General features: G+C 51.9%; 21 protein-coding genes and 1 riboswitch. Of the genes, 8 read left to right on the top strand and 13 right to left on the bottom strand.

What is annotated here, in order from left to right:
• Positions 1 to 31 precede the first annotated feature (31 nt).
• The gene (locus N1689_RS09885) at positions 32 to 445 is read left to right on the top strand and encodes an ASCH domain-containing protein (RefSeq protein ID WP_161736149.1); all 414 of its coding nucleotides are present in this window, start codon (positions 32 to 34) and stop codon (positions 443 to 445) included.
• A gap of 9 nt (positions 446 to 454) precedes the next feature.
• Here the strand turns inward: N1689_RS09885 and N1689_RS09880 are convergent, their stop codons facing one another.
• The 7 genes from N1689_RS09880 to N1689_RS09850 form a co-directional block, all read right to left on the bottom strand.
• Positions 455 to 1,423 carry a HesA/MoeB/ThiF family protein gene (locus N1689_RS09880; protein WP_260058734.1) on the bottom strand — a complete coding sequence of 323 codons (969 nt, stop codon included), beginning with the start codon at positions 1,421 to 1,423 and terminating at the stop codon, positions 455 to 457.
• A 9-nt stretch (positions 1,424 to 1,432) separates the two neighbouring features.
• Positions 1,433 to 2,191: a thiazole synthase gene (locus N1689_RS09875; RefSeq protein ID WP_161736147.1), complete on the bottom strand. Its 759-nt coding sequence runs from the start codon at positions 2,189 to 2,191 to the stop codon at positions 1,433 to 1,435.
• Between the two features lie 2 nt (positions 2,192 to 2,193).
• A complete protein-coding gene (thiS, locus tag N1689_RS09870; RefSeq protein ID WP_161736146.1) occupies positions 2,194 to 2,391 on the bottom strand; it encodes a sulfur carrier protein ThiS in 198 nt (65 codons plus the stop codon).
• On the bottom strand, positions 2,375 to 3,319 hold the full coding sequence (locus N1689_RS09865) for an FAD-dependent oxidoreductase (protein WP_260058733.1): 945 nt from the start codon (positions 3,317 to 3,319) through the stop codon (positions 2,375 to 2,377). The genes thiS and N1689_RS09865 overlap by 17 nt, the downstream gene beginning before the upstream one ends.
• Before the next feature lie 131 nt (positions 3,320 to 3,450).
• Positions 3,451 to 3,570: riboswitch (TPP riboswitch) on the bottom strand.
• Between the two features lie 145 nt (positions 3,571 to 3,715).
• Positions 3,716 to 4,030 (bottom strand): helix-turn-helix transcriptional regulator, encoded by a 315-nt coding sequence (locus N1689_RS09860; RefSeq protein WP_161736144.1) that lies wholly within the window; start codon positions 4,028 to 4,030, stop codon positions 3,716 to 3,718.
• 16 nt (positions 4,031 to 4,046) lie between these two features.
• Positions 4,047 to 5,165, bottom strand: coding sequence for an alkene reductase (locus tag N1689_RS09855; protein ID WP_260058732.1), 1,119 nt, complete (start codon positions 5,163 to 5,165; stop codon positions 4,047 to 4,049).
• A gap of 205 nt (positions 5,166 to 5,370) precedes the next feature.
• A complete protein-coding gene (locus N1689_RS09850) occupies positions 5,371 to 6,099 on the bottom strand; it encodes a hypothetical protein (RefSeq protein WP_260058731.1) in 729 nt (242 codons plus the stop codon).
• A 438-nt stretch (positions 6,100 to 6,537) separates the two neighbouring features.
• On the opposite strand from N1689_RS09850, the gene N1689_RS09845 reads away from it, so the two are divergent.
• Entirely contained in the window at positions 6,538 to 7,083 is a 546-nt protein-coding gene (locus tag N1689_RS09845) for an AAA family ATPase (protein WP_253417763.1), read from the top strand.
• Between the two features lie 183 nt (positions 7,084 to 7,266).
• Here the strand turns inward: N1689_RS09845 and N1689_RS09840 are convergent, their stop codons facing one another.
• Complete coding sequence (locus N1689_RS09840; protein WP_260058730.1) at positions 7,267 to 7,896, bottom strand: LysE family translocator; 630 nt, start codon at positions 7,894 to 7,896, stop codon at positions 7,267 to 7,269.
• 558 nt (positions 7,897 to 8,454) lie between these two features.
• Between N1689_RS09840 and N1689_RS09835 the strand changes: the two genes are divergently transcribed.
• Both N1689_RS09835 and N1689_RS09830 read left to right on the top strand, forming a co-directional pair.
• Positions 8,455 to 9,564: an efflux RND transporter periplasmic adaptor subunit gene (locus N1689_RS09835; protein WP_253417765.1), complete on the top strand. Its 1,110-nt coding sequence runs from the start codon at positions 8,455 to 8,457 to the stop codon at positions 9,562 to 9,564.
• Entirely contained in the window at positions 9,561 to 12,647 is a 3,087-nt protein-coding gene (locus N1689_RS09830; protein WP_260058729.1) for an efflux RND transporter permease subunit, read from the top strand. Before N1689_RS09835 ends, N1689_RS09830 begins: the two co-directional genes overlap by 4 nt.
• A gap of 223 nt (positions 12,648 to 12,870) precedes the next feature.
• Here N1689_RS09830 and N1689_RS09825 read toward each other — a convergent pair whose 3' ends face one another.
• The 3 genes from N1689_RS09825 to N1689_RS09815 all read right to left on the bottom strand — a co-directional run bounded on the left by N1689_RS09825 (position 12,871) and on the right by N1689_RS09815 (position 16,075).
• The gene (locus tag N1689_RS09825; protein WP_161736138.1) at positions 12,871 to 13,902 is read right to left on the bottom strand and encodes a methionine synthase; all 1,032 of its coding nucleotides are present in this window, start codon (positions 13,900 to 13,902) and stop codon (positions 12,871 to 12,873) included.
• 27 nt (positions 13,903 to 13,929) lie between these two features.
• Complete coding sequence (locus N1689_RS09820; protein WP_260058728.1) at positions 13,930 to 14,910, bottom strand: DUF1852 domain-containing protein; 981 nt, start codon at positions 14,908 to 14,910, stop codon at positions 13,930 to 13,932.
• Positions 14,911 to 15,364: 454 nt separating this feature from the next.
• On the bottom strand, positions 15,365 to 16,075 hold the full coding sequence (locus N1689_RS09815) for an IclR family transcriptional regulator (protein ID WP_161736136.1): 711 nt from the start codon (positions 16,073 to 16,075) through the stop codon (positions 15,365 to 15,367).
• 173 nt (positions 16,076 to 16,248) lie between these two features.
• Here N1689_RS09815 and N1689_RS09810 point away from each other — a divergent pair, with 173 nt between their 5' ends.
• The 3 genes from N1689_RS09810 to N1689_RS09800 all read left to right on the top strand — a co-directional run bounded on the left by N1689_RS09810 (position 16,249) and on the right by N1689_RS09800 (position 19,870).
• Complete coding sequence (locus tag N1689_RS09810; protein WP_161736135.1) at positions 16,249 to 16,941, top strand: RraA family protein; 693 nt, start codon at positions 16,249 to 16,251, stop codon at positions 16,939 to 16,941.
• Positions 16,941 to 17,888 carry a hydroxyacid dehydrogenase gene (locus N1689_RS09805; RefSeq protein WP_260058727.1) on the top strand — a complete coding sequence of 316 codons (948 nt, stop codon included), beginning with the start codon at positions 16,941 to 16,943 and terminating at the stop codon, positions 17,886 to 17,888. Before N1689_RS09810 ends, N1689_RS09805 begins: the two co-directional genes overlap by 1 nt.
• Positions 17,889 to 19,231: 1,343 nt before the next feature.
• The gene (locus tag N1689_RS09800; protein WP_161736133.1) at positions 19,232 to 19,870 is read left to right on the top strand and encodes an acyl-homoserine-lactone synthase; all 639 of its coding nucleotides are present in this window, start codon (positions 19,232 to 19,234) and stop codon (positions 19,868 to 19,870) included.
• A gap of 13 nt (positions 19,871 to 19,883) precedes the next feature.
• Here the strand turns inward: N1689_RS09800 and N1689_RS09795 are convergent, their stop codons facing one another.
• Both N1689_RS09795 and N1689_RS09790 read right to left on the bottom strand, forming a co-directional pair.
• Positions 19,884 to 20,681, bottom strand: coding sequence for a LuxR family transcriptional regulator (locus tag N1689_RS09795; protein ID WP_260058726.1), 798 nt, complete (start codon positions 20,679 to 20,681; stop codon positions 19,884 to 19,886).
• A 743-nt stretch (positions 20,682 to 21,424) separates the two neighbouring features.
• A complete protein-coding gene (locus N1689_RS09790) occupies positions 21,425 to 22,765 on the bottom strand; it encodes an MFS transporter (RefSeq protein ID WP_260058724.1) in 1,341 nt (446 codons plus the stop codon).
• Between the two features lie 417 nt (positions 22,766 to 23,182).
• Here N1689_RS09790 and N1689_RS09785 point away from each other — a divergent pair, with 417 nt between their 5' ends.
• Positions 23,183 to 23,653, top strand: coding sequence for a DUF1203 domain-containing protein (locus tag N1689_RS09785; protein ID WP_260058722.1), 471 nt, complete (start codon positions 23,183 to 23,185; stop codon positions 23,651 to 23,653).
• Positions 23,654 to 23,701 lie beyond the last annotated feature (48 nt).

Here is a 23,701-nt window from a genome sequence, read left to right as displayed (position 1 = left end):
GTCAGGCGCTTCTTTCATTAAGGATTTGCGGATGTCGATGACGCTGGAACAACTGCAGGACAAATATCCGGGTGCATTCACAGATGCATTCGGTGATTCCCCGGAATTAGCTAACGAGCTGGCAACGCTGATTATTGCCGGAAAAAAGGTAGCCACCTGCGGTTCGTTGCAGAGCTGGCAGGATCAGGAAGTCCTGCCACAGCCGGGCGGCTACACCATTGTTCTGAACGGCGAAAAACGGCCCGTCTGCGTGATCCGCACTACCGGACTGTTCCTGACGCGCTTTGATCGCGTGACGCCCGAGATGGCGATGCTGGAGGGCGAAGGCGATCTCAGCCTCGACCACTGGCGGCAGGAACATCAGCGCTACTTCGAACGTGAAGGCTATTTCCACAGCGAAATGGAGCTGATCTTCGAAACGTTCCAGCTGGTCGAGGTGATCTAAACCCGAACCTTACAGCGTATTTGCCGCCATCAACGCCAGACGCGTAACACCACGCGCGGCGAGGTTCTCAGCCGCCTGAGCTGCACGCATGCCACTGGCACACACCAGTACCACACGCTGATCGGATGGCGGCTGCCAGGCTGCTATCTGCTGCGGCAAAATCCGTAACACCCGTCCGGCCACACTGACCGGCGCTTCTTCGGGACTGCGCAGTTCCACAATGCAATCGTCCTCACTGAGCATCAGCTTATCGATAAACGGGATGCCCGGCACGTCGGGTTCAGGTGCATCATCAAAGCGAAATTGCCTGATGTGCCAGTCCACAAAGTCGCAGTGAATCATGCAGCCGAGCGGCGACGGCGTCAGTTTCAATAACACACTCAGCACCATCTGGGCCTGCATTGCACCCAGCGTCGCTACCGCAGGCCCCATCACGCCCGCCGTATTGCAGTTTCCCGACGCTATCGGCAGTTGAGGAAAGAGCGCACGATAGCCAGGCGCACCGCCGCAGAATCCGCCGACATAGCCTTTGCGACCCAGCACCGAGGCGCAGATCAGCGGCAGACCACGCGGAGAGCAGGCGTCGGAGAGTTGATAGGTGATGGCGAAGTTATCCGCCGCATCCACCACCAGATCGACCCCCTTCAGCGCCTGCGGCAGTTGGCTGGCGCTCAACATCTGGGGATGTACCTCAACGTGGCAGTCAGGATTACGCAGCGCCAGCTCGCGCTGAGCACAGATTGCTTTCGGCTGGCCCACATCCCCGACGCCAAACAGCGTCTGCCGGTGGAGGTTGTGCAGCTCGACCCGATCGCCATCGTAAAGACGAATAAATCCGATGCCCGCTCCGGCCAGCAATGGCAGCAGCGTCGCGCTAAGGCCGCCCGCACCCACTACCAGCACCCTTGCCCCGCTCAGGCGCTGTTGCCCCGCTTCACCAATCTCCGGCAGCATCGCCTGTCGCTGATAACGCGTCATCGCTGCTCCTTAACTGAACTGTGCCAGACCAAAAATGGGCGTAGAAGCTGACGCCATGTCGCGTTGCTCCATCAATCCTGCCTGAAACGCCTCGTACCCGCCGTGGATCGCGGCGGCAAAGGCACCCGCCATGCGCACCGGATCGCGTGCTTTCGCTACCGCCGTGTTAAGCAGCACGCCATCAAAACCCATCTCCATCGCCTGTGCCGCCTGGCCTGGCGCACCGATGCCCGCATCAATAATCAGCGGCACATCTTTAAACCACGCACGCATGGCGCGTAGTCCCTCTATATTGCGCAGCCCCTGGCCGGAACCAATCGGCGCGCCCCAGGGCATCAGCACTTCACAACCCGCTTCCAGCAGTTTCTCGCCAACGATCAGATCTTCGGTAGTGTAGGGAAAGACCTGAAAGCCATCAGCACAGAGGATTCGGGCCGCTTCAACCAACGCAAAGGGATCGGGCTGCAGCGTGTCGGCATGACCAATCACTTCCAGCTTAATCCAGGGCGTGTCGAACAGTTCACGCGCCATCTGCGCCGTCGTCACCGCCTCTTTCACCGTGTGGCAGCCTGCGGTATTCGGCAGAATCCGTTTATTGAGCTGCTGCAACAGCGTGCGAAACGCACCGCCTTCGCTGCCTTCACGACGCAGGCTGACGGTAATGATCTCCGCACCTGACGCGTCGATTGCCTGATGCAGAATGTCCGGTGATGGATAGCCGGCGGTGCCGAGCAGAAAGCGTGATTGCGGGGCAAATTGATAGAACATGGTTAACCTCCCTGCATCGGTGACAGGATTTCCAGCTGGCTGCCCGGCTCAAGCTGCTGGCTGGCATAACGGCTGCGCGGCACAAACTCACCGTTCAGCGCAGTGGCGACGGTGCGCGGGTCAATCTGCTGCTCCGCCATAAGTTCCGCCAGCGTGATTGCGCTGGTTTCAATCATGCGTCCATTAAGTTGAACTCGCATGAGTCATCTCCTGAGTGAGTTGCAGCATGAGTTTTTCAGCCATGATCGGGGCCAGTAAAAAGCCGTGGCGGTACAGCCCGTTTAACGAGAAGCGGCCATTTTCATAGCGGACTTCCGGCAGGTTCTGACGGTAGGCGGGACGCAGACCGGTGCCACTCTCCACGATGCGCGCTTCAGCCAGCGCCGGATGCAGGCTGTAAGCCGCGCTCAGCAACTCCATCATCGCCCTGCCGCTGATCGGGCTGCTGTCGTGACTTTCGACCATGGTGGCTCCGAGCATGAAGTGGCCTCCGGCACGCGGCACCAGATAGCAGGGAAAGCGCGGATGCAGCAAACGGACCGGACGGGAGAGCTGAACATCATGCGTGCGCAGGATCAGCATTTCGCCCCGCACGGCGCGCAGGGCGGGCTGATGATCAAGAGCGTGAATGCCGCGGCAGTCGATGATTGTGCCGCCGGGTTTGCCGCTGTGAAAGGGTACGCCAGCCTCCTGCAGTGTGGCGCGCAGTTGCTGCAGTGCGCCGCGCGGATCAAGATGCGCCTCTGCAGCAAAGAACAGGCCACGGGCAAAGCGATTTTCCAGCGCCGGTTCGATGTCACCGGGGGCGACCCACCGATGCTGCTGCGTCATGCTGGCGAAGCGCGTCAGTTCACGGCTGTCTCGCGGCGGCGCAACCACCAGCGTGCCCTGCTGCTCAACGCCATCAACGCGTTGCGCCCACCAGCCCGCCGCATGCTGGCCCCATTCGATCACCTGCGGCGGCGCGCTTTCCGCTTCGCACCAGGGCGCAAGCATACCGCCCGCCCAGTGCGAGGCGGCACGACAGTCCGGCTGCGTAATAATTTCGACGGATTCTCCCCGCTCCCTGAGCAGTGTGGCGACGCACAGCCCGGCGACGCCGCTGCCGATCACCGACCAGCGGCTCATGGTGTCCACCGGAGAGGAAGAAAGAGGTTCAGGATGAGATAGTTCACTTTGGCCTCGTTATCAGTTAACGAAGACCCGTGATACGGAGGGAAAAGGCAGAGACGTCGCGAACGCGCCCCTGCGGCAAGTATCGGATGCGATACCCGTCTTCCTACGCCAGTATCAACTGGGTCAGGTTCTAAGGGTCGCTAAGCCGCGCACTACGCTATTAGCCTCTCAGTCTCTCTGGCGAGACTCCCCTGACGGCTTTAGTTGTAAGTTAAGCGGGCAGCTTCGTCAAGCCGCATGCGTGAAGACGCGCCAGAAATTCGGAGGATATGTGCAGGCGTTTACTGTGAGTGCAAAGGCTATGCATTCGCATATGAGAAAAGAGAGATGTGTTAAACGGCAGGTGCTCTAAAGCGCCTGCAGCGATTGTGTCACCACGTCGGTTATTTCACGAATACGCAATTCAGCGCGGCGATAGTAGGTCCATTTCCCGACTTTGCTGGCTTCGACCAGTCCCGCATTGTGCAGGGCTTTCAGACATAACGAGGTAGCGGGCTGTGATAAGCCCGCCTTGTCCTGGATGAGGGTGGCACAGACACCATACTGAGCGAAGGGATAGAGCTGCGAATAGCCCGCAAACGCTTCGTCAGGATTTTTAAGCCACTTCAGTACTGCCACTCTGGTCGGGTTGGACAGTAACTTCAGGGCATTTTCGGGGGACATGCCGCCTCACATAAGATCAGGATTGAAAAACAGGATAGTCAGTATAGCCTTTCTCAGTGCCGCCATACAGGGAGGCGTTGTCGACCTCATTCAGCGGATAGCCCGATTTAATGCGCGCAGGCAAATCGGGATTCGCGATAAACGAGCGGCCAAAACCCGCCAGGTCGCCCCAGCCGTTATCCAGCATACGCTGTGCTTTTTCCGCCGTGTAGCGACCGGAATAGATGATCGGCGATCGGAATGCTTCCCTCAGCGCAACCCGGAAACACTCTGGCATATCCGGGCTATTATCCCAGTCCGCTTCGGCAATAGAGAGATAACCAACTTCCAGCTCATTCAGAAGCTGAGCGGCGCGGATGTAGGTTGCGTGGGGATCGCTTTCAACCAGGCCAAGATAGACGCGCTCTTCGTTGGTACTCGAAAACAGCGGCGCAAACCGCACGCCAACACGGTGGCTGCCAAATACCGAGCTGACCGCCTCAACCACTTCACGCAGAAAACGCAGACGATTCTCTGCTGAACCGCCATATTCATCCGTACGGAAGTTGGTGTGCTCCGAAATAAACTGGTTAATCAGATAACCGTTGGCGGAATGCAGTTCCACACCGTCAAAACCCGCCTCTTTTGCATTTTCCGCTGCGCGTCGGTAAAGCGCCACGATCTCTTTTACTTCCGCGTTGGTCAGTACCCGTGGTTCGCTGGGTGCGGTCAGTATCCCGGCACCAGGTCCGGTTTCAATAAATACCCGGACGTTATCAGCCGCGATGGCTGAAGGGGCAACCGGTGCCTGTTTACCGGGCTGAAGTTCATTGTGAGAGACGCGACCAACATGCCAGAGCTGACAGAAAATCGTTGCGCCTTCCTGATGTACCGCCTCTGTCACCTTTTTCCAGCCAGCGATCTGAGCGTCGCTGTGGATCCCCGGCGTCCATGCATAGCCCTGCCCGCGAGGTTCAATCTGGGTGCCTTCGGTGATCATCAGTCCCGCGCTGGCACGCTGGCGGTAATACTCCACCATCAACTCGCCGGGAATATTGCCCGGCTGTTCACTGCGACAACGCGTCAGCGGCGGCAATACAATGCGGTTACGAAGCGTGAGATCGCCCAGGTTCAGGGGGGTAAAAAGTGACGGCATAACAAAAGGTCCTCTGATGTGTAAGAGGCGCCATTATATTTACACATTTAAATTTGTAAATGTGTAATCAGTGCTTTTTGTTTTAGTCGGGTTTATCAGAGTGTCTCATCATACTAAACAGCCTCATCGTAGCAATCCTGCCGACGCGACGCTCAGGATGGCTTTATTGTCACGAAAGAGCCGCCAGCCGCAGGTTCATCACCTTTTAAGCTATGTATTTATCAGCGAACGCCTGCCACTGCTGGCGATAAACCTCCAGCTGTTTAAGTGCGTCATCGATTGAGGGTTGCGATTTGTTGCCCGGATTCGGTGTGGAACGAATCACATCAGCAAACGCACTGAAAATGGCGTTCATGTCACTGCCCGATTTTGTCGCTTCGAACATCCTGGCCCGTTCATTCTGTGGCCGCGCGGTGCCGCTCTTTACCTGGTTGAGATAATCACGCGCATCCGCCACGATTTCGCGGGTGCCATATTGATGCGCAATATCCAGCCTCTGCTGTGCTCCCAGCAGCGTGCGCTCTTCGCGGAATGCCACTTTACCGTGGATCATCTCATCAACAATGCCCGTCGCCTGCTCCCACTTGTCCTCCGGAACATATTTCTCAATAAGTTTGTGCAGTTTCACCTGCGTTAACGTTATTGCCATCGCTTCAGAGGTATCGCTGTTATCGTACTGATTTTGTCCCACCTGACCTTCAGCGAGCACCTGATGAAGTGCGCCCGCAAACTCATCCATACTGGCCTGGGTGTTATCTGTCGTCATGTCCACCAGGGGCCGGAATGTCCTTGCATCCCAGTTAGTATAGGGATCATTGAAAAGCGCATAGCCGAGGTTAAACGTGGGTCCCTGATTAGCGGATCGACTTGTCAGCAGACCTTTCAGATTTATATCCTGCTGTTCAGCTGAGACAGGATCAGCTACGACCTGCATCAGGCGGTCTCTTGCCGCCTGAGAGATGTTAACTACAGCGTCAGGAAGCGTTTTTCCGGTAATTGACTCGGTATTGACGCCTGAAGATGGTTTGATTGCACCGGAAGTAGCATAGCTATTTGCCACGCCGTCTGTAAGTCCATTGATTAACACCATAATGCCCTCTACGGTTTGATGAATTGAGTAATTAATCGGCAGGATGTAACAAACCTTTACCGTGAAAAATACAACCCGTAAGGCGGGTGACTTCTTTGAAAATCAGATCATCAGGTTCGCTTTGGCATAACTTTGATTCATAATGCCTTCAGAAACCCTTATTTTCGCCTCCTGCAGGTCAACACATTCCATATAAGATTAAAACCTTGCGAAATGCATAGAAAAGCATCATGTCAGCAGGCCGTTATTCCTTTCAGACAAGGCAAATTCAAAGGACATATTATGAATAGTGCACTGACTTTAGAGGCGCTGGGACCACGCATTTGTATTATGGGTCCTTCAAACAGCGGTAAATCCACCTTAGCAGAGGCTATTTCCCGCAAAACGAATTTACCTGTTGTTCATCTTGATCAACTTCACCATCTTCCTGGTAGTCAATGGATTCCCAGAGCGCCGGAAGCATTTCGCCATTTGCATGCGGATGCAGTGAGTCAGGAAAAATGGGTGATGGAGGGAAATTATACAAAATGCATTGAGGAACGATTTGCTCATGCCACGGGATTGATTCTTCTGGATGTAAAAGTGACCGTGGCACTGCTGCGTTATATTCGCAGGTGTTATTCATCCACACCGCGAATAGGGGGTCTCGGCATCAGCAGAGAGTCCGTAAGCCTGGAGATGCTTAAATATATTGTTCGTACTGCCCCGCAGAATCGTAAGTACCATCAGACGCTTTACGATCAGGTCAGATTGCCAAAAGTTCTGCTTAATTCTCCGCACGAGATTAAAGCCTGTTCAGAATACTGGGGCTTACAGTTAAAAAAATAAGTAAACCCACACCGCTTCGATAAATCACCCATCTATAAGCTCGTCAGCAAGTCAGCGCGATAACCTGTTGGTTTACGCCATGACGTTATCAGGGTTGCATCGCCTGCTGCCGCTCCGGCTCATCATCTGATCGTTCCTCATAATGAGTCAAAACGGATGACGCTCCGTCATCATTAGCCGTAATTAGTTACGGCTGAAGACCAGTTTCAATCCTGCCAGCGCAAAGCAACAGGCTAGCAGCGCATCCAGCCCGCGACGAATTCGACGGTAAAAAGCGCTCATTACAGCCGTCGAAAATAGCAAAGCATAACCACCGAATACAACCATGCAGATCGCCGCACAGCCGCAGATAATCATTGGTAACGTCGAGGTGACCGCTTGGGGTTTAAGGGCAAATGACATAATCGCCACCCAGGTCAGAATCGCTTTGGGGTTGCCGATATGCATCAGGATACCCTGACGGAACAGGCTACCATAAGCGACCCGGGCATCGCTGGTTTTAAACTCTCCGGCTTCCGTACGGCGTAACGCAGATTTACCGGCTTTAAACGCCAGCCAGAGCAGATATAATCCGCCGCCAATTTTCAACGCAATCAGCAGTTGAGCAAAGGTTGTCAGTATGGTCAGCACACCGCAGGCTGCCAGCAGCGCCCAGATCATCGACCCACTCACGACACCCGCAGCCAGCGCCAGCGCGGCACCTCTGCCCTTTTCCATCGCTGTCCCCATTATCGCCATATTGCTCGGTCCGGGACTGGCCGTGGCAACAAAATAGGTCGTAAAGATCAGGATTAACTCGTGTGAAAGCGCCATATTTTTCTCTGCGATGCGGGATTATCGATATGTTATATCCGCTGGCAAAGAAATTTACTATTCATTAACACATTGCCGGTTTTTACGGAGGAGGCTTAATAAAAAGGGCAGGCATCAGGTACGGCAGCGATAAGCTGTATTCACTGAATGACAGGGGCGCGTTAACGGCTATACAGACCTTGTTTTCCGAAAAAGCGGGAGGAACATCGATCTGCCTGACATCCCTCGCGATTTGTGACCTAATTTCATAATGGTCACTTTAAGTCAATCAGGGTCAGCGACGTTAAGGGAACAGGATCTGCCGATACCCATCTGCGGCTGAATCATAGATCCACCTGGCTTGCCGCCCCAAAAATGCAAGGTGCACAGGAACCGTTTTCATTGCCCGCAGCCTCGGATATTCTCCTGCTCAGCTGCCACAACCTTTTGTTATGACTCCTTTACAGTGACATGCCTTAATTTGTTGATGATAAAAATCCAGCCATAAGTGACCATTGACTTAATTAGTCACAAGAATGAGAATGCGCAAACTATCCTGTTACCGCTTTAAGGGAACTTATGCTCAGGCTTAAATCCGCCACCCTTGCTGTTTACGTGTTGCCGCTGGCTTTGGTGGCCTGCGGTGAACCTTCCACCCGCGACGATCCCCGAACGCAGGCTCCTCTGGTGCGGACTGCAACCGTGGTAAGCGCGATAGATCGATCCCACGCCTTTACCGGCGTTGTGGTCGCCCGGATTCAAAGCGATCTCAGTTTCAGAGTACAAGGCAAAATCCTTGAACGTCTGGTGGATACCGGTCAGGCGGTCAAACGCGGTCAGCCGCTGATGCGTCTGGATCCGATTGACCTGACACTACAGTCTCAGGCTCAGCAACAGGTTGTGGAGGCAGCGCGGGCACGGGCTAAGCAAGCCACACAGGATGAAGCGCGCTATCGAGGCCTTGTCACGACGGGTGCCGTATCGGCATCAGCCTACGACCAGATAAAGGCCGCTGCCGATACGGCCAGAGCCGATCTCAGAGCCGCACAGGCACAGGCCAGCGTCGCGCAGAATGCAACGGGTTATGCCGTGCTGCTGGCCGACGCCGATGGCGTTGTCGTAGATACGCTGGCAGAACCGGGTCAGGTGGTCAGTGCCGGACAGGCGGTTATCCGGCTCGCCAGAGCCGGACAGCGTGAGGCCATCGTACAGTTACCTGAGACGCTCAGGCCTGCGCCGGACAGTGATGCTCAGGCGACGCTTTACGGCTCCGGAGATAAACGGGTGCCCGCCAGGCTGCGCCTGCTATCAGATGCCGCTGATCCGGTGACGCGAACCTTTGAAGCGAGATATGTACTGGAAGGCGCGCTGGCTAATGCACCGCTGGGCTCGACCGTCACGCTTAACATCGCGGAAAACGCCAGCAAAGCTGCGGTAATGAACGTGCCCTTAGCCGCGCTCTACGATCCGGGTAAAGGGCCGGGCGTCTGGAGCATTTCAGGTCAGCCCGCAACCGTCTCATGGCGCCCGGTGCAGGTGATTAACCTTGGGGATGACAACGCCGGCGTTGTCGGAAAACTCAAGCCGGGTGAGCAGGTCGTTGCGCTTGGCGCGCATCTGCTCCATGAGGGTGAAAAAGTGCGCACGGCTTCGCACGGCAACGCGCACAGTGCGGGGAGTCATCCATGAGCAAGGGACGTTTCAATCTCTCGGCGCTGGCTGTACGTGAGCGATCGATTACCCTCTTCCTGATCATTCTGATTACTGTTGCCGGTATTCTGTCGTTCTTCGAACTTGGGCGAGCGGAAGACCCGCCTTTTACTGTCAAGCAGATGACCATTATCACAGCCTGGCCGGGTGCTACTGCCCGGGAGATGCAGGATCAGGTTGCTGAGCCGCTGGAGAAGCGTCTGCAGGAGCTTAAGTGGTACGACCGCAGTGAGACCTATACCCGTCCGGGTCTGGCGTTTACCATGCTGTCACTGCAGGACAGCACGCCGCCTTCACAGGTGCAGGAAGAGTTCTATCAGGCGCGCAAGAAAGTCCGTGATGAAGCCAGCAGCCTGCCCGCGGGTGTCATCGGACCGATGGTTAATGACGAGTTCTCTGATGTGACTTTTGCCTTATTTGCGCTTAAGGCCAGGGGGGAGCCGCAGCGTCTGCTGGCAAGGGATGCTGAATCGCTGCGCCAGCAGCTTCTGCATGTAGCCGGCGTAAAAAAGGTCAACATTATTGGTGAGCAGAGTGAGCGAATTTTTATCTCGTTCTCTCATGACAGGCTGGCCACGCTCGGCATTTCCCCCCAGGATATCTTTTCTGCCCTGAACAGTCAGAACGTGCTGACCCCGGCCGGTTCGATAGATGCCAGCGGCCCCCAAATCTTTATTCGTCTTGATGGCGCCTTCGACACACTGGAAAAAATCCGCCAGACGCCTGTCGTTGCCGGGGGCAGAACACTGCGCCTTTCAGACGTCGCGACGGTTGAGCGAGGCTATGAAGATCCGGCGACTTTTATCGTACGTAATCAGGGCGAGCAGGCGCTGTTGTTAGGCGTCGTTATGCGCGACGGCTGGAATGGCCTCGATCTCGGTAAGGCACTGGATGAGGAAACGGCCAGAATTAATGACGGCATGCCGTTGGGTATGACGCTGACGAAGGTCACCGATCAGGCCATCAACATCAGTTCAGCCGTAGACGAATTCATGATCAAGTTCTTTGTCGCCCTGCTGGTGGTCATGGTGGTCTGCTTTGTCAGTATGGGCTGGCGGGTTGGTGTGGTGGTCGCCGCAGCCGTGCCACTGACACTGGCTATCGTGTTTGTTGTGATGGAGGCTTCCGGCAAGAATTTTGATCGCATCACCCTGGGTTCGCTGATCCTTGCCCTGGGTTTGCTGGTCGATGACGCCATCATCGCGATTGAAATGATGGTGGTCAAAATGGAAGAAGGTTATGACCGCATCAAAGCCTCTGCCTATGCCTGGAGTCATACGGCGGCACCAATGCTGGCGGGTACGCTGGTTACCGCTGTGGGCTTTATGCCGAATGGTTTTGCACAATCTACCGCCGGCGAGTACACCAGCAATATGTTCTGGATTGTCGGCATCGCCCTGATCGCCTCGTGGATAGTGGCGGTGGTCTTTACGCCTTATCTTGGCGTGAAAATGCTGCCGGAGATCAAAACGGTGGCGGGAGGACATACCGCGATTTATAACACCCGCCATTACAACCGATTCCGTCATATTCTGGGCCGTGTCATCGCAGGCAAATGGCTGGTGGCCGGTTCGGTGGTTGCTCTATTTACGCTTGCCGTGCTCGGCATGGGGATTGTGAACGCACAATTTTTCCCCACCTCTGACCGCCCGGAAGTGCTGGCAGAAGTCCAGATGCCTTATGGAACGTCAATCGAGGAGACCAGCCAGGCGACTGCAAAAATCGAAGCCTGGCTGCAGAAGCAGCCAGAGGCAAAAATCGTCACATCTTATATCGGACAAGGGTCACCGCGTTTTTATCTGGCCATGGCTCCCGAACTGCCCGACCCCTCGTTTGCGAAAATTGTTGTGCTGACGGACAGCCAGGAAGCGCGTGAAACACTCAAGCACAGGTTACGCGAAGCGGCGGCTCATGGACTTGCAGCAGAGGCGCGCATCCGCGTGACACAACTGGTGTTTGGCCCCTACTCGCCCTATCCGGTGTCGTATCGCGTCATGGGGCCGGATCCCGACACGTTGCGCGCCATCGCAGCCGACGTAGAGGCAGTGCTACAGGCCAGTCCGCTAATGAGAACAGTTAATATGGATTGGGGGCCAAAGGTGCCGACGCTGCATTTCACGCTTAATCAGGATCGTCTGCAGGCCGTGGGACTGACATCGAATGCGGTGGCAGAGCAGCTTCAGTTCCTGCTTTCTGGCGTTCCGATTACCTCAGTACGTGAAGATATCCGCTCCGTACAGGTTATGGGACGTGCGGCGGGTAACATCCGGCTCGATCCGGCCAGAATAGCGGGCTTTACCTTAGTCGGTTCCTCAGGTCAGCGTATTCCACTCTCTCAGATAGGCGACGTTGATGTACGCATGGAAGATCCGATTCTGCGCCGCCGCGATCGCACCCCGACGCTGACGGTGCGCGGTGATATTGCTGAGCATCTGCAGCCGCCGGAGGTCTCAAAGCAGATGCTCAAAGCGTTACAGCCCATCATCGATTCACTGCCAGCGGGCTACCGCATTGAACAGGCAGGCTCGATTGAAGAATCTGGCAAAGCGACCAAAGCAATGGCACCGCTGTTCCCGATTATGATCGCCATGACGCTGCTGATTATCATTCTGCAGGTGCGTTCGATGTCGGCGATGGTGATGGTCTTTCTGACGTCGCCTCTGGGACTGATTGGTGTGGTGCCGACGCTACTTCTGTTTAACCAGCCGTTTGGCATCAATGCACTGGTTGGACTGATAGCGCTGTCGGGCATCCTGATGCGCAACACGCTAATCCTGATAGGGCAGATTCACCATAATGAGCATCAAGGACTCTCGCCTTTTGATGCGGTGGTAGAGGCAACGATACAGCGTGCGCGTCCGGTGCTGCTGACGGCAATGGCTGCCATTCTGGCCTTCATTCCGCTGACGCACTCCGTATTCTGGGGAACGCTGGCATATACCCTGATTGGCGGTACGTTAGGCGGCACCCTGATTACGCTGGTATTCCTGCCGGCGATGTACGCGATATGGTTCAGAATTCGTCCGGGTCAACTCCGCTCCGCTGACGCCCCCCTGAGCTGAACGTAACCTGAAACGGGCGTGAACGCTGAACCCGACAGCCTGGCGGATTACGTTACAAAGGTTTCAGACCAGGGAATTTGATCGTGATGTAAGAGGAGTGGGATGAAGAGAATAATAAAGAGACGGATGGCGGGAAAGATAAAGCAACACTAAGGGCAGTTCAGTCCGGTTTTAAATCGCCTTTCAGGCCTCTGAAACCGGACTGCGTCTGCTCAGGAAAAGATTATTTTCCCAGAATTTCCCGGCGGACAATCTCGGCACCCGCACTCAACGCATGCAGTTTGCCATTGGCAACCTGACGCGGCAGAGGAATCATGCCGCAGTTGGTTGAAGGATAGAGATTTTCAGCATCCACAAACTGCAGCGCTTTACGCAGCGTGCTTGCCACTGCTTCCGGCGTCTCAATTTCATGAGTCGCTACGTCGATAGCACCGACCATGACTTTTTTACCGCGAATCAGCTCAATCAGATCCATCGGAACGCGCGAGTTCTGGCACTCCAGTGAGACGATGTCGATAGCCGAACGCTGCAATTTTGGGAAGACCTCTTCATACTGGCGCCACTCTGTGCCCAGCGTTTTCTTCCAGTCGGTATTGGCTTTGATACCGTAGCCGTAGCAGATGTGAACGGCGGTTTCGCACTTCAGACCGTCAATAGCACGCTCCAGTGCGGCAATACCCCAGTCATTCACTTCATCAAAGAAGACGTTAAAGGCTGGTTCGTCGAACTGAATAATATCAACGCCTGCGGCTTCTAACTCTTTCGCTTCCTGATTCAGGATTTTTGCGAATTCCCAGGCCAGCTTTTCACGACTTTTATAGTGATTGTCATAAAGGGTATCGATCATCGTCATCGGACCCGGCAACGCCCACTTAATAGGACGATCGGTCAGCTTGCGCAGGATTTTTGCATCTTCAACAAACACCGGCTTCTGACGTGAGACTTCACCCACTACGGTCGGCACGCTGGCGTCATAACGATTACGGATGCGGACCACTTCACGCTTCTCAAAATCCACGCCGCTGAGGTGTTCAATAAACGTCGTTACAAAGTGCTGACGGGTCTGCTCACCATCGCTGACGATATCAATGCCGGCGCGAACCTGGTCGTCCAGACAGAGACGCAGTGCATCTCTTTTACCGTCAACTAACTCTTCATCCTGCAGTTTCCAGGGTGACCACAGCACCTCTGGCTGCGCAATCCAGGACGGTTTAGGCAGGCTGCCCGCAGTGGATGTCGGTAATAAAGTTTTCATAGCAGGTGACCTTTTGTTTTTAATTAATCAAAGAACGGATTCAGCAGACCATTGTGCGAGAAGTGTCTGATTAGGCTTGATGAAATGCGCCTCAGTAAACTTACCCTGCTCAACGGCCAGACGGCTACGCTCTTCGCGATCGTAAACGATGCGGGTTAATGAATAATCCTGATGGTGCAGCGTTGGCTGATAGCACTGTCCGGCTGCAGAATTCGCGTTATAAATTTCCGGGCGATAGATCTTCTGAAAAGTTTCCATGGTGCTGATAGTGCTGATCAGCTCCAGATTGGTGTAATCGCTGAGCAGGTCACCGTGGAAGTAGAAGGCCAGCGGCGCAACACTGCCCTGCGGCATAAAGAAACGCACTTTCAGGCCCATTTTTCCAAAATAAAAATCAGTCAGCGAAGGCGCATCCTGCTGGTATTCGATGCCCAGCACCGGATGCACATTACCGGTACGCACATAGGTATTTTTGCTCGACACACTCAGACAGATGACCGGAGACTTATTGAAGTTTTCTTTATAGGCCGCTGAGTTGACGAAGCTTTTAAAAATGTTGCCGTGCAGCTGGCCAAAATCATCCGGCAGACTGAATTCAGTCTGCCCTTTATTATGCTCTATCAGCACCACGCTGAAATCATAATCACGTACGTAGGATGAGAAGTTATTGCCGACAATCCCTTCGAAACGTTCACCGGTTTTGTGATCGACGATATGGGTCTTCAGAATCTCAATCGCCGGGAACGATTCGTCGTTGCTGCCAGGACGAAGATTCAGCTCAGCAGAAATAATCTCAAGTTCGACAGAGTAACGATCGCTTTTTGGGTTGTCCCAGTGCGCCAGCGCGTTAAACCGGTTGTCGATCATCGCCAGCGCGTTATGCAGGTTTTCCTGGCGTTTTTCACCACGCGCCAGATTAGCGAAGTTAGTCGTCGCCCGCGTATTTTTCGAAGGGTTATAGTTTTCGTCGAAACGAATGCGCTTAAGGGTAAAGGCTACGTTGTTCATCGCTATCGGGTATCCTGGTCGCTGATATGATTTGTTGCTTCAGGGTTATGCAACTTCGCTATCCCTTAACAAGCGTTCATATGACTCAAAGTTATTAACAATTCTTACTTTATGCCTCAACATCCGGTTGAAAAAAAGTGATTAAATTTCAACGAACATGAAGGAAATTCATGTTGAGGCGGGAAAGCGGGGAATTTTTCATGCGGCCAGCGTGCCTGAAAACATCTGGAGTGAAATCAGGATGTTTTAAGACGCTACGGAAATAAATAATTTTAATTTAAATCAATAAATTATTATCACCCCACCACATCTGCGAGGCTTTTGACGGTTTCGTACTCAGACACGCCGGACATCTTTTTATTCACCTTAGCGGAAATCAATCGATTCCAGCCTGCAGAAAATTGCTGCTAAGGGCACGGCCCTGACAGGGGATCACCTGTGCCCTACACATTTGCTAAATCTTATAAAAATTATCGCATGTCACTTTATGCGCGCCTGATTTAACTGAGAGCCGGCTGGCCGCTTCTTTCATCAGTTTCCCCAGTCCGCTCTCACACTTCGCCTGCGTCAGACGTGACGATGGCCCGGTGAGTGCCAGCGCAGCGAGCAGCCTGTCATCTTCCCCAAACACCGGTACGGAAAATGCCGCAATGTGCGGATCGCGCATCCCGGAGGTAAACAGCGGAAGTTCAGGTACAGCATCAAACAGGGGTTCGTGCTTGCCCCAGTAGCGAAGCACCTGCCCGATGGCAGAGTTATCCAGCGGCAGAAAGGTGCCGGGCAGACGCGTTTCACGCAGTCCTTCAGAAGGCTCAGCTCTGAACAGACAGAGTCGCTGATCATTTTCAATCACATACCATGAGGCGCTTTCACCCGTCGCGGTCGCCAGAGCGTGAAGCTCAGGCTGAACAATGCTGGCCAGATGGAAAGATTGTTCATAGAGCTTGCCCAGATAGAGCAGCCTCGGCCCCAGGGTATAGACGCCATTGTCACGGCGAATCACATAATTCATGCGCTCAAGTGAGTTCATCAGGCGATAGACCGTCGTTTTGTGATAACCCGACAGCTGCGCCAGCGCGGTAAGCGTCAGCGACTCCTCGCCAGGTTTGAAACAATCCAGCAGCGCCAGCGCTTTTTCTACGGCAATTACGCCTTCATTCCCCATGGGTACGTCCTCCTGTATGCGACGGCAGGCAGTTTACCGCGCAATTTGTGATTCACATCGTATTTACATCACAAATGGGTGCTTAACACTGGTGCGATGCGAATTAACATCGATATAGTAGTTTTATATTGTACAACTAAGTTGTATCTGGTAAACCGAAAGAGGAATAATCTATGCCACATGCAGAGAATACCTTCATCAATCGCGACATTATCCGTGTCGCACCAGAGCTTGTTCAACAGGCGGCTCAGTTCCAGGCTGCGATACTGGCTGATGTCGCCGGTCGACGCGGGACGCTGCATGGTCGCGTCAAACCAGTCGCCTCCACGATGAAAGTCGCTGGTCCCGCTATCACCGTCGAGGTCCGGCCCGGCGATAATCTGGCGATCCATGCTGCACTGGCTATCGCCCAGCCGGGCGACGTAATTGTGGTTGATGGCAAAGGCGATATCAGCTGTGCATTAATCGGCGAGATTATGTCGACCCAGGCTGAAGCCTCCGGCATTGCGGGGATTATTATTGATGGCGCGGTGCGTGACGCCGATGCACTGAGTACGAACGGCTTCCCGGTGTTTGCTGCAGGTCTGAATCCCTGTGGCCCGACCAAGTCTGTTGCGGGACGGGTCAACTATCCGGTTTCTGTCGCGGGCGCTGCCATTCAGCCCGGCGATCTGGTCATCGGAGATAGTGATGGCGTGGTGATTCTGCCGCGTGAAGAGATCCCTGCCCTGCTCGAGCTGGCGCAGAAAAAACTGGATTTCGAGACCGGGCGTATTGCCGCCATTCGTGATGGCGACCTTCGCGCGCCGTGGCTGGAGAAAGCCCTTCTTACCGCTGGCATGCTGGCGGATGGGGAGACGCTCTGATGACAACCCAACTTCCCGTCATTCTGGTCACGGCCAGCGATCTGGCTCCGCAGGCAGTCAGCCTGCTGAACGCGTTCAGCCTGGTTTATGCAGGCAAACAGCCGGACGAAGATACCCTGTTCAGACTCTGCCAGCAGCATAATCCGGTAGCGATAATTGTTCGTTACGGAAAAATTAATGCCCGCATCATGGATGCTGCGCCTGCCCTGCGCGTGATTTCCAAACACGGCAGCGGTATTGACGTTATCGATCAACAGGCAGCCGCGGCACGCGATATTCGTGTGCAGTGTGCGCCGGGTGCCAACGCAGCCGCTGTAGCCGAGCATACCTGGGCGATGATTTTGGCCTGCGCCAAATCCGTGATAACGCTGGATCAGCGCATGCGTCATGGGCACTGGGACAAATCCACGCATAAATCTGTGGAGCTGGAAGGCAGAACCCTGGGTCTGGTCGGGCTTGGTGCAATTGGCGGTCGCGTTGCCCGCATTGGGCGGGCGTTTGGTATGAAGGTGCTCGCCTATGATCCTTTTGCAAAAACCTTTCCTGATGAGTGTGAGTCCGCCTCACTTGACGACCTGCTGCAACAGGCAGACATCATTTCGCTGCACTGCCCGCTGACCGGACAGACACGCCAGATGATTAATGCAGAGAAACTGGCGTTGTTTAAAAAAGGCGCCATTCTGGTAAACACGGCACGCGGCGGTCTTATTGATGATGACGCGCTTTTAGCGGCACTGAACAATGGCACCGTCGCCTGGGCCGCACTGGATAGTTTCCCCACTGAACCTCTGACGGCACCGCATATCTGGCAGCATGTTGAGAATGTGATTCTGTCGCCCCACATTGGCGGCGTCAGTGACAACTCCTACGTGAAGATGGGTACGGTGGCGGCCAGTAATATTCTGAACGTTCTGGAATCTCTGAAAAATGAAAGCGCGGTGTCCTGAGCCATCTCTATAGCCGACTAAACAGGCTTTATCGCTATGTAGTCGGCATTTTTACAGATTTGAGTCTCTGCAATCACTAAAAGCGTTAAGAAGCTATCATTGATGCCAGGGGGTTATAAATAATGCGTGTCTGCTTTTAGCGAACAGCTGAAGTCAGACTGATAACAAATCAGAATTGACTCCACCACCCTGGTATACGATCGGGAGTTCATTTACACATTTTTCAGACTCATAAATCCTGATATAACCCGTTGACGTCAACTTCGCGGACTTTTTCCGAATGAGGGATTAAGTCGTCGAGCTGCTTGTAGCGCTCACTCAAGCGTATGAAGTCAATCACGTCACAAATTCCTTTTTAATGAGGTCTGCAGGCTGAGAGTTTGAACCATTAAGCATCCCCTGACTTTATGGCACGTGACAGTTTTAACGAAAATGCCTGTTGAAGTTGATGCTTAGCTATTAGATTCGATCCTGCCGCGAGCCATTCGCTCAGGGCAGGATAACCTCAGTACGGGTCCCTGTCGGCAATAACGATGAGAGGATGCCACATCCAGATGAAAAACAAAAAACCGCCTCATGACAGATAACTTTCAGAGCCTGAATTTATTTTCCACGCGACGAGCCATGGCCTTTAAGCTTGATATTAAGTTACGCTTAATTTAGCTGGTGAGCCAAAGCAATATGAGTTTGATGGAAACGTCGAAGGCCGCATTAAGGATGAATACCTGAAAGAAAAGGGGTTCAGAGATATTCTTCATGTGCGGAAAATAATGAATAACTGTCAGCAGACTAATAATGCCTGCATAGTCAGGTGATCTCAGAATCACCATAAGCGTTCTTAAAATATGGAAAATTATATAAATTGAAAATAAGAAGTTAAAAAAACGATAGTATTAACTCATCACTACTTATGATAACGCTGGCAGGCTAACCGCTGAAGTGCTTTCAGACAGACTCACTGCAGTAGCTATCAAATGAAGAGCAATGTTGCTAGCTTAATGCGTATTTTTACATCCATTACTTGACTGGAGTAACTGAACAGGAAATTTTGCCCCTTAAAACACTAAGGGGCAATAAATTAATGATGGTTATTTGACTTATTTCGTATTCTGGTATTTTTATTATTTGAATGCTTTTTGCACTCTGTACGCAAGACTTTAAAAATCACATAATCTTGCGTGGTTTTCCCTGGTGTTGCATTGGTCTTTGACCGCCTGACCGCTATGCATTGAAAGTGCTAAGCAGTCAGGCACATTTTTATTATAAGACCTGTACGATATAATAAAAGCTGTCCTTAAGGGCAGGGGTGATAGTTTCATCATGTGATTATTTAGGGGGAGTTAATGAGTTCTGCTATTGATTTTTTTTTGCGTGATTATGATGAATTGTCGGTTGAACAAGCGAATGAGTTATACCGGCTGAGAAGAAAAACATTTCGGGATCGGCTCGACTGGGAGGTCGAATGCATTGACGGTATGGAAAAGGACCTTTTTGATAACAAAAACACAACTTACTTACTGGGTATGCACGCCGGTAAATTGCTATGCGGCGCACGATTCATAGACTCGACGCAGCCGACGATGATGAGCGAAATTTTCCATAAATACTTCTCAGGTGTATGTAGTCTCCCTACAGATATTCCCTGCTGTGAAATTACTCGCCTGTTTTTAGACAAAGAAAGACGTGATGCTGCAAAACTGGATGGTTTACCCGCCAGTAAAGCATTATTTCTTGCAATGATTATTTTTTGCATGAAGAAGAAATATTCAGGGATGTACGCAGTGGTCAGTCGCGGCATGTATGCCATATTTCGCCACGCCAACTGGAAAACAGAGGTCATTCAAAAAGGGATTTCTGAAAAAGGAGAAGTTATCTACTATATTTTTATGCCTGCTAACAGTAGCGTCATTGAGGATATCATCATTAAGGACAAACACTCTGAATGGCTTCGTGAGAAGCTACAGCACTTACGCCATCTTTAAATAAGTATCTGGCTCAGTTTTCCAGTAAGCGGAGTTCTGCGCCAAGTTTTATAGCGTGTCTTGCGTTATTAACACCGAGTTTTTTCATTACATTACCCATGTGGAATTTTACCGTGCGCTCTGCAATGGATAAAATAATAGCAATCTCAGCATATGTTTTCCCGTCACTGACCCACTTAAGAATCTGTCGCTCTCGCGGTGATAAAAAGGCATTTTTTTTCTGCTGATGTTGACTATATAGATTGAGCGTCTTCTGGTGCAGATGAATAAGGAAACTCATGAATTTTGACCGATGTTTATCAATGTCAAACTCGAAATCCTTCTTCCCAATAACAGATAATACAACCAGGTTATTCAGGTAGTCATGCAGAGGAAATGTCTGCCCCCGATATATGTTATATTGAAAACTTTCGTTGAAAATCCTGGTGAGATTGTAACCTTCTGACAAAATAACTTCATTCTCCCAAAAGTAGTCTTCAACGCAGCGCAAGCCGCGGATAATGACGGGATCGATAAACTGATATTTTCTTTCAAGGTAAACATCAAACCACGCCGGATTGTTATTGATAATCTGCATCTGCGAAGGGTCTTTTTTATTCATAATAGCGTATGCATAGATAATACCCGGGTAATCCTCGAAGAATGCATCCAGTTCCTCCTGGATCAACGAATTTATCCTTTGGTCGTTATAGTATGTATCCTTCACGTCAGCTGTTACCTTCAGGTTGAGTGGTTTAGAAGTATAATCTGGTTCATGAACTGCTGTGAATCGTATTTTCACCCAACTCACATATCCGAAGGACAACATCATACAGTAATATCCCAATCATTTCTGCCTTAAGAAAGCGAGGACAGGAGTGGCTCATGAGATTGTTGATGGGTATCGGAACGTTGACATAACACCATGATCAACAGGAATAGCCGAATAGTTTTTGACGGTTATAGGTAATGCATGCCTGTCTGAAGCGACAACAGCAACGTTTCCTTGCAAATCCTTAGTAAGGAAAGGCTGGAGGATCGTGCAGGGGTATGGATCTGTCTTCAACGGGCGGGGAATTGTGATCATGAATTTTCATCAGGTATTGACGCCTGACAGACTTCTTTTAAGCGAAGTGCTTCTTAGATTGCATCCTGTTTTTCTGATCCTAAACTCTTGCTAAATTTCTCTTAGCGAATACTTCCCTGCTTGCTTTATGTCACCCGCATTTTAAAAATTACCTCATGGAATATATGTACTTCCTGATGGTTGTAATATGAATGTTTCAGCCCACCGGGGGTTTTCTCTTCACTCCTGCTCTGATGCAGGCTTTGAGCCATCGCTTTTAGAGGGTGCGAGGCTTTAAACCCACTTGTATGATGAGGTAATAGAACTTACCGTTCAAAGCGAAAGTCTGTGACAGAAAGCCTGATCTCGTCTCTGCTCAATTAATCCACTGACGTCTTAAAATCAAAAGATGAATATTCAAAGGCTATTCAAAACAGTGCTCTTGTGTCAGTAACGCTGAAAGGACTCACCTGCAGACGCAATGTTCAGCATCTGCAGATGATATTACGTTATTTACTGACTGGCGAAGCGTGCGTGTCAACTTCGATGTTTAACTGTTTTCTGCGACCCATAACCAGCACCGCAATACCGCCGATGCCACAGAGGATTGCCAGTGGCATCATTGCCAGCGTATGGCTGCCGGTCGCCTGATTAATGATGCCGTAAACGTTGACCATTAATCCTCCGCCAATCAGGTTCGCCATCGCACCGATAGCGGCCAGACCCGCAGCAGTGGTAGTGGATGACATCCATCCCGATGCCAGCGCCCAGAAAGGTCCTTTCATTGAGTAGGCCCCCATTAATACCAATGACAGGATGACAACACTGCCGGTCAGGCTGTTAGTGATAAAGGCGGAGAGCAGACCACCCGCAATCAGGAACAGCGTTAATGCGGTATGCCAGCGACGCTCGCCGCTTCGGTCAGAACTTCTGCCCCATACAACCATCAGAATGGATGCCAGACCGTAAGGAATCGCATTGACTAAACCGGTGGAGAAGTTATCCAGCCCGAACGATTTCAGCAGTTGCGGAGACCAGACGCTCAGCGTTGATCCCGCCGCAGAAGCACCCGCATAAATCAGCGCCATCACCCAGATATGCTTGTGACGCAGTAACTGCCATAGCGAGATATGACCAATCGCTTTTTTCTTCTCGTTTTCTGCCTGAATAGTTGTACTCAGCCACGCTTTTTGTTCCTGATTTAACCAGCTGGCGTCAGTCGGACGATTACTGAGTAAAAAGAAGGCTGCAATCCCCAGAACCACCGCCGGAATACCTTCCAGGATGAATAACCAGTGCCAGCCACGCATGCCCAACCAGCCGTCGAACGACAAAATCAGGCCGGAGATAGGCGACCCTATAAAGTTCGCTGCCGGGATTGCCACCATGAAGGTTGCAATCACACGCGCACGGTACTTGCCCGGGATCCAGTAAGTCAGATAAAGAATCACGCCAGGGAAAAAGCCTGCCTCGGCTGCACCCAGTAAAAAGCGCAGTACGTAGAGCGTATTGGCACTTTCAACAAAAGCAGTACAGACCGAAATAATGCCCCACGACACCATGATGCGAGAGATCCAAATCTTTGCGCCAATTTTCTGCATGGCGAGGTTACTGGGAACTTCAAACAGGAAGTAACCCACGAAAAACAGGCTGCTTGCAAAACCAAATACCGCTTTCGACAACCCTAAATCTTCGTTCATCTGTAATGAAGCCATTCCGATGTTGCCGCGGTCGATGATGGCAATCAGATAACAGACAATCAGAAAGGGCAAAATGCGCCAGACCACCTTCTTAACGGTCTGCTGCTCAATATCGGCAGAGAATGTCGTGATGTGCTGTTTTTCAGACATGATAATCCTCAAAATTTTGTCATCGGTTTAGGGCAGTGGAGAAACCGCATTATTGTACGATGTACAACAGTAATGTACTGAGTAAAACTATTATCACGATAAAATCTGCCCCCTGCCTGAGGATGTAATCAGGTTGTGTTAGTTGTCACAAAAAAGTATTCATCTGTTTTCGTTTATGTGATGGGCATGTCGTTAACGGGTCGGATTCAGCGATCTTTTTCCGAGGTACCAATCAGAGAACAGGTATGGAGGAGAAAAAATAGGATGTTTTGAGGTTCAGTGGCTAATGATTGCAACACGTGCGACGACCAAAGGTTTATGTCACTGATTCCCCGGACCGAAAACGGCGAGTTTTGCCCCAGGCTATTCGATAACGTAATGACTCGCGGTGTAACGATGGAAACCACAGGGGTCATTATGAAATACAAAATCTCCGGCCTGAAAGCCGAGCCGTTTGCTCATCTTTTTGGACAAAGCGAAAGCTATCTGAAAAATCATAATGCTATACGACAAACGGTAGAGTGCTATCCGGGTTATCCTGACCGTATCTCATTGTGTGATATCCCCGTCGGTGAAACCGCTTTGCTGATCAATCACATCTATCAGCCTGCAGACTCCCCCTTTTTTAGCACTCATGCGATTTATGTCTGGGAGGGATGCACCCGACAAGGCATTTACCTGAATGCCTTACCCGAAGTGATGCAAAGCAGAATTCTGTCACTGCGGGCCTTTAACAAGGAACATTTTTTAATAGTGGCAGACATAGCTGAAGGGAAACTTGCTGAAAACCTCATAGGCCTTTTGTTTAGCGATTCACAGGTGAGTTATATCCAGATACATAATGCGAAACAAGGATGCTTTTTATGTTGTGCTGAGCGTTGTGAATGACGAGTCAACTCAGATGTATCTGATGTGTTGCAGAATCCTCTTCTGGCC

The organism is Pantoea sp. XY16 (assembly GCF_025153065.1).
GTDB classification, from domain to species: domain Bacteria; phylum Pseudomonadota; class Gammaproteobacteria; order Enterobacterales; family Enterobacteriaceae; genus Pantoea; species Pantoea alfalfae.
This window is presented reverse-complemented; position numbering and strand designations above follow the sequence as displayed.